This is a genomic window from Colwellia sp. C2M11 (assembly GCF_018860915.1).
In the GTDB taxonomy this organism is placed as follows: Bacteria; Pseudomonadota; Gammaproteobacteria; order Enterobacterales; family Alteromonadaceae; genus Colwellia.
Window position 1 is genome coordinate 199,010 of sequence record NZ_JAHKQD010000015.1, and the last position, 12,052, is coordinate 211,061.

The window sequence follows — 12,052 nt, forward strand, 5'->3', positions numbered from 1 at the left end:
AGTATTTAACCAGTATGACATAAAGCGTACTTTGACTGTATTACTTTAACAAGCGCCTTTACCAACCAGCAGTGCTAAAATAATTGATCTCTCGCCAAATTAATTTGATTAAATTTAACAAACCCCCTTACTGTTTAATCGTAAATATAAGCCAATCTATCGATAATTCATTGCATTCATCATTAAAACATAGGCAAACTGATTAAAATAATTTCTAATAAAAGAGCCATCAAATGCTATTAAAAAAATCTTTGCTCGTTATTGCTATATCGAGTGCCTTATTAAGTGCTTGTTCACAACCACTAACAAATAACGCAAGCACTTCAGTTGAACAAAACAGTGCTAATGTAGTCATATCCGAATCAGAAAAAGCCAACCAACTATTTGATAGTATTTTCAAGGCAAGCATTGACCGTAACCCAGTTATGCAGACATATCTTGGTATTAAAAAAGATTACGATAAATGGAATGACCTATCTGAAGAAAACAGCGCAATCGAGTTAGCTTTTGATAAAGCAGACTTAGAAAAAATTAAAACGATTGATACCGATAAATTAGATCCTCAAACGTTGATCAGCTATCACCTTTACGTTCAGAAATTAGAAAACAGCATCAATGATTACCAATGGCGCTTTCATGATTATCCTGTTAATCAAATGTTTGGCACTCACTCACAAATTCCTGCGTTTTTAATTAACCAACATTCAATTAGTAATGTAAAAGAAGCACAAGATTATATAGCCCGTGTAAAAGGCGCTAAAAAGTTAATAATACAGCTTGTTACCCAACTTAAATTAAGAGAAGACAAAGGAATAATTGCCCCTAAATTTGTTTTTGAACACGTCATTCGTGATGCTAATAATATATTAATAGGTGCACCATTTTCTGACGGTAAAGACAGTACGCTTTTAGCCGATTTCACTAGCAAAATTAACAAACTAGCAATTACTGATACAGAAAAAAACTCATTATTAACTGACATTAAATCCGCATTGAACAACGAATTAAAATATGGCTATGAACAATTAATTAGTTACTTAACGGAATTAGAAAAGAAAGCCGATGATCGTGACGGTGCTTGGAAGTTTCCAAATGGTGAAGATTTTTATAATAATGCTTTAAAACGCACAACTACTACAGATCTCACTTCTGAAGAAATTCATCAAATAGGGCTAAATGAGGTGGATCGAATCCATAATGAAATGCGTTTGATTATGGAAAAGGTTGGCTTTGAAGGTGATTTGGCCGAATTTTTTGATTTTATGAGAAACAGCAAGCAATTTTATTACGCTGGAGACGAAGCAGGACGTCAGCAATATTTAGATGAGGCAGTTGCTTTAATTGACGATATGAAAGGCCGCCTAGACAGCTTGTTTTTAAGTAAACCTAAAGCGGAATTAAAAGTTAAAGCCGTTGAAGCCTTTAGAGAAAAGTCTGCGGGTAAAGCATTTTATCAACAACCCGCACCTGATGGATCTCGCCCAGGTGTTTATTATGCAAACCTTTACGACATGGAAGCTATGCCAACCTATCAAATGGCGGCTTTAGCGTACCATGAAGGTATTCCTGGACATCATATGCAAATCGCGATCAAACAAGAATTAACTGGCATTCCTATGTTCAGAAAGTTTGGACGCTATACTGCTCATACCGAAGGCTGGGGATTATATTCAGAAATGATCCCTAAAGAAATTGGCTTATACCAAGACCCATACTCTGACTTTGGTCGTTTAGCTATGGAACTATGGCGTGCATGTAGATTAGTGGTTGATACGGGTATTCACACAAAGAAATGGACCAGAGATGAAGGCATTGCATACTATGTAACTAATACGCCTAACGCTAAATCTGACGCAGTTAAAATGGTTGAACGACATGTTGTTATGCCATCCCAAGCAACAGCTTATAAAATTGGTATGTTAAAGATATTAACCTTACGTGAAGGTGCTAAAAAAGCCTTAGGCGACAAATTTGATATAAGAGAATATCACGAGGTAATTTTACGTAATGGGCCAGTACCATTAAACGTACTTACTCAACTCGTTAATGAATATATTGAAGAGAAAAAGGCTTAATCTCGACTGACTTGATAAGTCACTAAACAGAACCATCTAAAACCGCATTTTTAAATGCGGTTTTTTATTGTCTTTTTAGCTATTAAATTTCTACAATATAGAAAGAAAAGTTTTTATATTTCAGCAGCGACCACTGAAATTTCCACCAATAAAGCGTCACGAGCCATTTTAGCCGCAACACATGCACGCGCTGGTGCATAACCTTCTGGAACCCAAGCATCCCAAACAGCATTCATCTCAGCAAAGTAGCTCATATCTTTAACATAAATAGTGGCTGATAAAATGTGCTTTCTATCACTGCCTGCTTGCAATAACAATTCATCAACCTTAGCCAACATGGTTTGCGTTTGTTCAGTAATATCCTTACTGGCATCAGCAGCAACTTGGCCACATAAATAAATCGTACCGTTATGTTTAACAATACGACTCATACGCTGTTTTGTTTCTAACCTTTCAATTGACAAAATTACTCCTCCAACATATCAATAAATTTTTGCGATTGTTCTATCGCAGCATTCATATCTTTAATTAGCACAGCAACATCTTTTTGAATTGACACTATTTCACCTTGTAATGCACCAACTGCTTTTGCATTTAAATTATGTTTTAAAAATAGGCTATTGTCCTTTAAGGCAGACAAAACTGGTGCCATTTTACTTTCTGCTTTATGCATCGATTTAATCAATGTTTTATAACGTCTTTGTGTATCCTTTAGTTTTGATGCACTTTGTCTTTTAAGGTTAGCACTTGAAATTTCTTCTATTTCATCTTGCCACTCTTCAAATAAGGCTTCAGAAACATCTTCTATTTTAGCAATACGTAAGCTAACAAGATCAGCAGCCTCTTTCGAATCTTCATACTGTTCTTGAATTTCGTTGTATTGCTCTTCAAGATCGCCACCATCAAAATTAATTAGCGCCGTCATTTCAGCCAATGCTGACTTAAACTGTTCTTGTGCTTCTTGTTGTGATTCTTTGGCTTCTCCAACACGATCAACCATGATATCACGCTTGTGAATACCAACTTTTTCCATGGCAGAGTAATAAGCAGTTGAACACGATGCTAATGCCAATACACTAACAATAATGCATAACTTTTGACTAAACTTAATCATAAATTTCCCTAAAGTGATTTTGACCACTTAATCTGAGCGAATATTATGTTAATGGTATATTGATTAGCGTATTCGAGCAAAATAAATATTCAACATTACCTCTAAATTTTTACAAATTATTAACAAAAAACATCTTGCCTTGTCGTCAATCTTAATTGGCTAGCTATCGATAAATAACAAAGAGAGTCATAAATAAAGACGAGCATAACTTAATCCCCTAAACCTCAAAATAAAGTAATAAAACTACAAAATATAATAATACGATCATTAAAATGATAAAAACTTGCATTAAAACACTAAATGACGTAATAATATTACATAACGTTAAATAAAGAGAGATTATGATAATGAAAAATCAAAACACTTTACAAGATACACAATCAGTAGAAGCAACAACTTTTGATTATGATAATAGCGATTTACCTCGTGATTTTGACATAAGAATTGAAGTAGCCGAACAACGTGAAGTTTTAGAAAACCTATAATATTGACGACTTACATTCTAATATTTATGTGAAAATGCCATAAATATTAGAATGGTGTCACTGATATAAAAATAAAGGTGCTGTGTAATATAAGTACCTAATCAAGTATACACTGATATTATAAAATGGCAGTAGGTCATGTTTACTAATACCTTATTGCAGATATAGTTAACAGTAAAAGTCTCTACATAATACGCCTGAAGTAAATCGACTTTGATACACTTATGACTTATGAACAGCAAGCATAACGAAACTAGTTTTTAAAATAATCCCAAGCTATTTTACTAATATCTGCAATTATTTTTTTATTAACCTCGCTTGTTTCTGTCGAGTTACTGACTAAAATCCCGATATAAAAATGTCGACCATCAGGCAAAAAAACTATGCCAATATCATTATCGGCCCCCGTTAATCCCAATTTATTGCTACCAGAGCTACCGGTTTTATGCGCAACAATCGTACCTTTAGGTAATGAACCTTTAATTTTATCTTTACCGGTAGCTGAGCTTTTCATGGTATCCCATAAGAATTGATGACTGCCTTGAGAAAGTAAATTATCTTTATTCTCATAAAATAACTTTAATAAAGTAATAGCTGCATTAGCCGTTGTCCAATTCTCATACATTCGGTTCCAAACTAATTGCTGTGTTATTTCATCATATTCAATAGCAACATCCATTATGCCTTGCTGATGTATATACGCTTCCACAACCTTCGTACCACCAACCATATTAAATAATATATCGCAGCCTACGTTGTCACTATAAGCGACTGTATATTTTAATACTTCAGCTAAGGATAAATTAGTACCATTGGGATATTTTTTACGAATCGGGCTCCATAAATTATTATCTAAATCTTTTTGGCTAATACTTACTCTATCCGATAGGCTTAAGTTTTTTTTATCCACTTGATCTAACACTGCTAAAGCAAGGTGATATTTGAAAACACTCTGCATTGGTAGCTTCTTATTACCATTTATTGAAATATATTCACTGCCATCCCCTGCCAAAATCGACACACCAACTGTTGCATTTTTAGCTGCTAGTAATGAATTTATTTGATGTTTCAAAGACTCACTTTGTTTGCTATATGAGTGAAACGAACATAAAAAAACGATAATGAGTAATAGTAGTTTATAATTCATAGGTTATCTTACGTGCTAATATTTATGTTTAAAGAATGCGTGAACAGCTATCGTTATGCAAATATTTTACATGATTTATTCTATTTTTAGCGCTAACACCATTAATTGGGCATCATCACCGTAACTTGGACAAATAATCTTACTAGGGGTATAAACAAAACCAAATTTTCCCCAGAACATATTCGAGTTTTGCACTGAAACAAGTGATATTTTTGAAAAATGTTGACATTTGGCATAAACAATTAAGTTTTCAATTAATTGTTTAGCGATCTTTTTTCCTTGTGCCGCATTCGCCAAAGCCAAGTCATGGAGAAATAAAGTTGAACTATTAATTACTTGCGTTTTTTCATATAACTTAGGTGGCACTTCGCTCTCCCATGGGTGAGCAAGTAAATAGCCTAATATTTTATCTTCATCATCTACATAGACTGCACATGTTTCAGGCGAAGCCAGCCACTTACTTTTTAGGATACTTGCGTCTTCAGGCAAAATATCTGTGTATGCCTCCGCCTGAATTTTCATAATTGCATCCCACGAATTTTCGGTTATTGCACTAATAGGCATTCTCACCACTTCCTTGCCACATACGTCCCAATAGAGACTAATAAACTGTTTGCTACTATGAGTAGCACAGAGAAATTGAGTAAACTATTTTAGCTGTTTAACCTATTAAGTTTACCTCGCACCACTAATTTAATGGCCTTATATCATAAAAGTCTACGCATAAGTGACATAGAAAAAATATACCGTAATCACAGCGCTCATAAATATCACGAACCACCTAACATACTGCTGATTTAACTTCATCGAAATATGAGCCGAATAATATCCGCCTAATAAAGTACCAACGAGAACAATACAGCCTTCTAACCACGCAATAGAGTCGCTCAAAACAAACAATAATATGGCAGCAATCGATACAGCAGAAGAAACAACTAACTTTAAACCATTCATTACATTAATGTTTTTATGACCAGATAAAGTCAAATAACTTAAGACAACAATACCTAATCCGGCATTAAAGAATCCGCCATAGACACAAACACTGAGTAATGATAAAGAAAGAAAAATAGATTTAAACTGTAATGCATATTTATTTTTTTCTGAGTAAGACTGCAATAATGTATTAGCTCTCCCACCAAATATAAATAACAAGGTTGCAAATAAAAGTAACCAAGGAATAACCTTTTCAAATGATGCTTCAGGGGTTTTTAACAATAAAAATGCACCAAGAGATCCCCCTAATAGGCTAAATAAAATCGTGAGCAACATTTCTTTTTTGTGCTCTTTTAATTTGTGCCTAAAAGCATAAGCTCCACTAAAATATCCGGCACACGAAGAAAAGGTATTAGTAGCATTAGCCATAAGTGGTGGCACGCCAACAAAAACGAGAGCAGGAAAAGTAATAAAACTTCCCCCTCCCGCAATAGAGTTTAAAACCCCACCAATTAGCCCTGCTATAAAAAGAAAAATAACATCAATCAACAAAATAGTACTCCAGGCTAATTTAAAACCTAACACCTCATTAAAAGGGTAATAATAGTGAATTAAATATATAACAAAGTGAAACCTAGCCCACTGTTTGAGCTTGATTTCAAGTAAGTGAAAACAATAAAGCTATTGTACTCTACAATAGAAACTTTAATGCAAAGTAATACGAGTAAATTAAAATCTCTCTCGTATAGTCATATCACGCTTTAACTGTAGCGTTAAGCAAATCTGACAAGCGTTATTTACAACGCCTACTATAACCACGGTAAGTTCCACGCTGCTCCCTTCATTACCTTAACCAAGAAATATAAATGTACGACTTAGCAGCTGATGAATTAGCGTAAATCAATTACACCCTTTTAATTAACCGTATTAATTTAGGCCTCGCTTTAGGTCTTGGAGTATCGTCATGAAAATTTTATCTGCCCCTGTTATTGTGACTGCTATTGCCATTGTCTGCATTGGTTTAGCTGTTGCTTATAACGGAGAAAAGATTGATCAACTACAAGCAGATCGGAAACCTACGACAATTAAGGCAAGCATCCCCACAGTATCGGTTATTCAAGCACTAACCAATACTTATCAGGCCTATGTAAGTAGTCATGGTGAAACGAAAGCCCATTGGGATCTAACATTAAAATCAGAAGTTGAAGGTGAAGTAACCACTATTAATGCCCCTTTTAAAACAGGTAGTATGGTCACGAAAGGCAGTGTTTTAGCTAATATAGATAACACTGACTATTTTAGGCATAAATTAAGCTCGGTTATATGCCATTATTCTCCTCACTGACTAAGCTCTATCAGATATCTGCAGACTCAATTATTTATCTATTTATTCCATTTGTTGTTGTTTTGTAAAAAAACTTCAAGGTATAATATTAATGACAACCATTATCATTAACATTAACACCGTATTTGGAGTTCACCTTTTATGACCACTCGTTTTTTAAAAGCGCGATTAGCTTGTGCTGTTACCTTTGCTATTTCAGGCGTTGCAATGAACGCCAGTGCTAACGATACAGAAAGTTCAAGTAATACGCGTCAAATAGAGAAAATCATTGTAAAAGGTCAAAAAATAGATAGAACTCTACAAGAAACCCCTACTAGTGTTGCTGTTATTACTGGTCAAACAATTGAACAAGAAAACCTAAACGACTTCTACGATGTTATCGCACGCACTCCTAATGCTTCTGGTACTGATGGCACTGGCTTTAACATTCGTGGTATTGATGCTTTTGGTGTAACTGATGGTGGCACTGGTGGACTTGCTAGTGTATATGTTGATGGTGCTCCTTTGCCTTATCGCGTAATGCAACAAGGCGGCTTTTCAACTTGGGATATTAGCCAAGTTGAAATATTTCGCGGACCACAGTCTACTTTACAAGGTCGTAATTCACTCGCTGGTGCTGTTGTGATGAAAACCCGTGATGCAGTACAAGAGTATGACTTTAAGGCTCGTATTGGTGTAGGTGAATATGGTACACAAGAAGCGGCAGTGGCTTTTGGAGGCGGTATAATTGAAGACGAATTAGCATTTCGTGTTAGTGCAGAAAAACGTGATTTTGACGGTTATAACACTAACGTAGCCACAGGTGAGGAATCAGATTTTGATAACAACAAGTCTTACCGAGTAAAGTTGCGCTTTACACCATCTGCTTTTCCTGATTTTGAGGCTCAGCTAAGTTTTCTTCACACTGAAAACGAAAAAGGTGCTGATTGGGTTATGGTTGAAAGTGGTGATGATCAATACCCTATTAATAATATTTATGATGATCGTTATGTTTATTTAGATTCACCAACCTTTGAATATATCGACTCTGATTTATATGTTTTAAACTTGAATTATGATATTTCTGATGAATGGTTTTTCACCTCTATATCGACCTATTCTGATGCTGAATATGGTTACGAATGGGATGGCGATGCTAGTATACAGCAACCTCAATCTATACTGACTGATACCCGTACGGATGAAACTACAACACAAGAATTTCGCTTAATTTACGAAGGTGACAAGCTATCAGGGTTGATTGGTTTTTATTATTCAGATTTAGATGTTTTTGATAGTAGTGGTGGTGAGCGCGGCTTAACATTTGAACAACTTGGTGTACGTAGCTTACTTACCGCGCCTGCTGAATATGGTGGCTTGGCTTTACCTGATACTTTAGCTGATCAAGTACTACAATTTTATAGCGCCGCTGATCCTGTTTATATTGGTCAATTCTCTGACTTCACACAAAAAGTTGAAACTAAAGCACTTTTCGCTGATTTCACCTATAGAATAAACGAATCTTGGAATATATTCGCAGGTTTTCGTTATGATAAAGAAGAGCAAAAAAATGGTACTGCTGCTGATATCTATATTACCGAAAGAACACAAAATGCCTTACCTCAACCTGATGACTTTGCGGCAGATCCGGTACTTGCTCAGTTAATAACAGGTATAAACCAACAGCTTTATGCTATGGCTGATGGGGCCTCTGGTGATGAACCTATTGAAGATGCAAGCTTTGATGCATGGTTACCCAAACTAGGTGCGACATATCGTTTCAACCAAGATATTTCAACCAGCCTTACTGTTCAAAAAGGCTACCGCTCTGGCGGTGTAGGTACAAACATCGCCCAAGCAACTGTTTTTACTTATGATCCTGAATATACATGGAACTACGAATTAGCGTTTCGCTCGGTGTGGCTTGATAACAAGTTAGTGATTAATGCCAATATTTTTTACCTTGATTGGACAGATCAACAAGTCTCTGTATTTTTATCGGGTAATCAATATGACCGTGAAATACATAATGTCGGTGAGTCACATGTGCAAGGTTTCGAAACAGAGATCAGTTATCAGCTAACTTCTTCTGTTAATCTTTATGGTGGCATCGGATATTCTAAAACAGAGTTTGATGAGTTTAGCGCTAGCTTCAACGGTGAAGAACAAGATTACAGTGGCTTTTCTTTTGAAGGTGCTCCTGAATGGACAGCCTTATTTGGTGTCGATTACTCAAATCAAAAAGGTTTTATTGCGAATATTAATGCTAGCTATACCGGTACATCACAACGACTAGCGACAAGTTTAGAACCACGTAATGACGCTCACTTATTAGTAAACACACGTATTGGCTACCAGTGGCAAAACTATGGTGTATATGCCTTAGTTGATAATTTGCTAGACGCCGAATATGTGGCTCTTGCGCCTGCCGGTTTTGACAATCAAACCCTAAGTTCACCACGCACATTAAGCGTACGTTTTGAAGCTGAGTTCTAACTTACCGCCAGTGTGGCTAACTAACGTTAGTCACACATTGAGAGCAAATAAAAAATGAAGACAAAAAGAACATTCTCGGCGACTAAACGCCGGCATTTAATGGCTTGTATATTAGCGCTTATTACCGCCATAGTTATGATTCCGGGTATGACGACTTATCTGCCATTTGCGATGGAAGAAAGGATACTTATACCTATTATGCTATTTCCTCTTATTTGGGCAGGCTTATTTATTTATGCCTATATGGCTGAAAAAGCATGGCACCCTTTTGTTGTCATGTTAGTGATTTTATTTAGTCATGCAGGTTTGAGTTATATGGCATTATCAGGGGCACAAACATGAAATCAGTTACATTAAAAAAGCTATTTTTATTGCATAGTTGGGTTGGTATTGTTACTGCTATCTTGTTGTTTATTGTTTGCTTTACCGGCGCTTTAGCTGTGCTAAGCCGACCAGAATTAAAAATTTGGGCTAACCCTGAATTACATCAACTCAGTACAATCCCAAGTGAAAAAGTTACTGAGCTTATTAACAAATATCATCAAAAAGTACCTGAAGCTTTTGGTGAAAATATTCATGTATATTTGCCCACAGGACATAACACTCACTTACTCACGTTATTATTTGAATCGCATGACGGGGATGAAAACTATACTGAGGAAGCAGCATATGCCTATCAATTTGATCCTCGAAATTTTGAACTAGTAAAAGAATATTATGGTACAGCAGCCTATTTTTACGAACATCGTAAAACAGACGCACCTTCATTTATTGGCCACTTTCATGCCGATTTACATCTAGGTCGCCCTATCGGGCTAATACTAACAGGCTTTTTAGGCTTAACATTATTAGTCTCCACCATAACCGGCTTATTTATTCATCGCCAGTTAATTAAAGAGTTATTTACTTTCCGGCGTAAAAAGGAACTCAATGTTGTTGTCAGCGACGCACACAAAATTATGGGCATTTGGGGTAGCTTATTTCACGGCATTATAGGACTTAGTGGTGCCTTTTTAGGATTAGCGACAATTATATTGTTACCTGCCGCTGCTTTTGTAAGTTTTGGTGGTGATCAAGCTAAATTGGTTGAGCGATTTACAGCTATGCCAGAGCCCATTATCTCTCATAATTATCAAGCAACAGATATCAATGCTATTTTAATTGACGCACAAACTCGCTACCCAAAGGCCAAAATTGTTGATTTAACGGTTATGGCGCATAACGATACGAATGCAGAAGTTTATCTACGTTTACTTGGCGGTGATGCTGTAGCGTCACAATTGTTGCAATATCATGGTAATGGTGAATTTAGTAAATCGATGAGTAGTTTAGGCGATATTCCTGGCCCTGCTATCAAGGTGCTCACCTTATTATTTCCACTACATTTTGGTAATTTCGCTGGCATTTTTGTTAAATGTATTTGGGCTTTACTTGGCTTAACAACCGCACTATTGCCATTGTCAGGCATGATGATGTGGTTAGCAAAGCGTAGCCGAGGTAGTAATCCAACATTATCTGAACTCGCTTATCAACGCTGGAATAGGGCTATTATTGGTAGTTGTGGTGGTTTAGTATTAGCAAGCGCTATTCTATTTCCTGCTCAAGTTTTACTTAACAACTTAGTTGCGGTAGAGCTACATAACCAGTATTTTGGCCCACTTTTCTTCTATTCCTGGCTAGCTTGGTTTTTATTAGCTATATTTCCGCTTAATTATCATCGTTACTTACAAGTGACTCTGTTAGTGACAGGGGTTTCATGTATGGCAGTTTTACCATTAAATGTTGTACTGTCATCAAGTCATGCTTTTATGGCAAATAATTTATTAGTAACTGTGGTTGATATAAGCTTTTTCGTGATAGGTCTATTTGGTGTTTATGCAACTAAACGCATAAATGTTAAGCGCTTGGCCTTAGTAGAACCAGCTGTGCATCAAGAGGTGAGCGTATGATATTTATTTACCTAACCTTAGCTTGCATACTATTAATTATAAGTAGTTTATTACTAAGAAAAGCAAGCACGACAAGTTGTTGGTTAAGCTTGGCAATATTTATAGCGGCTTCAATATGCTTTATTGCTGTTTATGGCAGTATTGGTGGGGTTTTTGTCGCTATCTCTGGCGGCTTGTTAACTAATTTATTTGTTGCTTTTATATTTGGTAAAACAATAAATAAATAATATAACGACAACCGTTAATTTGCATTGAGCATATAACTTTTACGGTTATACCCGCTTTTCTCGTTATTGGTTCTCACTGCTGACTTTGCTTTATTAGATAATTAGGGGATGTATTACCTCCCCTTTCATTCTACTTTTTAACTTACATTCCTGTTGTTAACATATTATACCAATCTCACTAACTATGTGATCATTCCTACTTGCTAAAATCACCAACGACATCGTTATTTATTTAATAATTAGAACAACGAGTTATTGAAATAAATACCTTGTATTTGGCCATTTTTTCTACGTATAAA

Annotated in this window: 12 protein-coding genes; 7 read left to right on the forward strand and 5 right to left on the reverse strand. The window is 35.8% G+C overall.

Annotation, left to right across the window (positions count from 1 at the left end; genetic code table 11):
* Positions 1-233 precede the first annotated feature (233 nt).
* A complete protein-coding gene (locus tag KO509_RS05535; RefSeq protein WP_215972274.1) occupies positions 234-2,075 on the forward strand; it encodes a DUF885 domain-containing protein in 1,842 nt (613 codons plus the stop codon).
* A 113-nt stretch (positions 2,076-2,188) separates the two neighbouring features.
* Here KO509_RS05535 and KO509_RS05540 read toward each other — a convergent pair whose 3' ends face one another.
* Positions 2,189-2,539 (reverse strand): RidA family protein, encoded by a 351-nt coding sequence (locus KO509_RS05540; RefSeq protein WP_215972275.1) that lies wholly within the window; start codon positions 2,537-2,539, stop codon positions 2,189-2,191.
* A 2-nt stretch (positions 2,540-2,541) separates the two neighbouring features.
* Positions 2,542-3,189 (reverse strand): DUF2959 domain-containing protein, encoded by a 648-nt coding sequence (locus KO509_RS05545; protein WP_215972276.1) that lies wholly within the window; start codon positions 3,187-3,189, stop codon positions 2,542-2,544.
* A 347-nt stretch (positions 3,190-3,536) separates the two neighbouring features.
* Between KO509_RS05545 and KO509_RS05550 the strand changes: the two genes are divergently transcribed.
* Positions 3,537-3,674, forward strand: a complete 138-nt coding sequence (locus tag KO509_RS05550) for a hypothetical protein (RefSeq protein ID WP_215972277.1) — start codon at positions 3,537-3,539, stop codon at positions 3,672-3,674.
* Between the two features lie 253 nt (positions 3,675-3,927).
* On the opposite strand, the gene bla is transcribed toward KO509_RS05550, so the two are convergent.
* The 3 genes from bla to KO509_RS05565 form a co-directional block, all read right to left on the reverse strand.
* Positions 3,928-4,746 carry a class A beta-lactamase, subclass A2 gene (bla, locus tag KO509_RS05555; RefSeq protein WP_215972278.1) on the reverse strand — a complete coding sequence of 273 codons (819 nt, stop codon included), beginning with the start codon at positions 4,744-4,746 and terminating at the stop codon, positions 3,928-3,930.
* Between the two features lie 150 nt (positions 4,747-4,896).
* The gene (locus KO509_RS05560) at positions 4,897-5,385 is read right to left on the reverse strand and encodes a GNAT family N-acetyltransferase (RefSeq protein ID WP_215972279.1); all 489 of its coding nucleotides are present in this window, start codon (positions 5,383-5,385) and stop codon (positions 4,897-4,899) included.
* A 153-nt stretch (positions 5,386-5,538) separates the two neighbouring features.
* Positions 5,539-6,309: a sulfite exporter TauE/SafE family protein gene (locus KO509_RS05565; RefSeq protein WP_215972280.1), complete on the reverse strand. Its 771-nt coding sequence runs from the start codon at positions 6,307-6,309 to the stop codon at positions 5,539-5,541.
* Positions 6,310-6,721: 412 nt separating this feature from the next.
* Here KO509_RS05565 and KO509_RS05570 point away from each other — a divergent pair, with 412 nt between their 5' ends.
* The 5 genes from KO509_RS05570 (at position 6,722) to KO509_RS05590 (ending at position 11,753) form a co-directional block, all read left to right on the forward strand.
* The gene (locus KO509_RS05570) at positions 6,722-7,102 is read left to right on the forward strand and encodes a hypothetical protein (RefSeq protein WP_215972281.1); all 381 of its coding nucleotides are present in this window, start codon (positions 6,722-6,724) and stop codon (positions 7,100-7,102) included.
* Between the two features lie 141 nt (positions 7,103-7,243).
* The gene (locus KO509_RS05575; protein ID WP_215972282.1) at positions 7,244-9,577 is read left to right on the forward strand and encodes a TonB-dependent receptor; all 2,334 of its coding nucleotides are present in this window, start codon (positions 7,244-7,246) and stop codon (positions 9,575-9,577) included.
* 54 nt (positions 9,578-9,631) lie between these two features.
* Positions 9,632-9,919 carry a hypothetical protein gene (locus KO509_RS05580; protein ID WP_215972283.1) on the forward strand — a complete coding sequence of 96 codons (288 nt, stop codon included), beginning with the start codon at positions 9,632-9,634 and terminating at the stop codon, positions 9,917-9,919.
* The gene (locus KO509_RS05585; protein ID WP_215972284.1) at positions 9,916-11,526 is read left to right on the forward strand and encodes a PepSY-associated TM helix domain-containing protein; all 1,611 of its coding nucleotides are present in this window, start codon (positions 9,916-9,918) and stop codon (positions 11,524-11,526) included. Before KO509_RS05580 ends, KO509_RS05585 begins: the two co-directional genes overlap by 4 nt.
* Complete coding sequence (locus KO509_RS05590) at positions 11,523-11,753, forward strand: hypothetical protein (protein WP_215972285.1); 231 nt, start codon at positions 11,523-11,525, stop codon at positions 11,751-11,753. Before KO509_RS05585 ends, KO509_RS05590 begins: the two co-directional genes overlap by 4 nt.
* Positions 11,754-12,052: the final 299 nt, after the last annotated feature.

Bases quoted from the DNA above. Each gene is read 5' to 3' on its own strand.
- KO509_RS05535 (WP_215972274.1), top strand. From the start codon at position 234: ATGCTATTAAAAAAATCTTTGCTCGTTATTGCTATATCGAGTGCCTTA.
- KO509_RS05545 (WP_215972276.1), bottom strand. From the start codon at position 3,189: ATGATTAAGTTTAGTCAAAAGTTATGCATTATTGTTAGTGTATTGGCA.
- KO509_RS05550 (WP_215972277.1), top strand. From the start codon at position 3,537: ATGAAAAATCAAAACACTTTACAAGATACACAATCAGTAGAAGCAACA.
- KO509_RS05560 (WP_215972279.1), bottom strand. From the start codon at position 5,385: ATGCCTATTAGTGCAATAACCGAAAATTCGTGGGATGCAATTATGAAA.
- KO509_RS05570 (WP_215972281.1), top strand. From the start codon at position 6,722: ATGAAAATTTTATCTGCCCCTGTTATTGTGACTGCTATTGCCATTGTC.
- KO509_RS05575 (WP_215972282.1), top strand. From the start codon at position 7,244: ATGACCACTCGTTTTTTAAAAGCGCGATTAGCTTGTGCTGTTACCTTT.
- KO509_RS05580 (WP_215972283.1), top strand. From the start codon at position 9,632: ATGAAGACAAAAAGAACATTCTCGGCGACTAAACGCCGGCATTTAATG.
- KO509_RS05585 (WP_215972284.1), top strand. From the start codon at position 9,916: ATGAAATCAGTTACATTAAAAAAGCTATTTTTATTGCATAGTTGGGTT.
- KO509_RS05590 (WP_215972285.1), top strand. From the start codon at position 11,523: ATGATATTTATTTACCTAACCTTAGCTTGCATACTATTAATTATAAGT.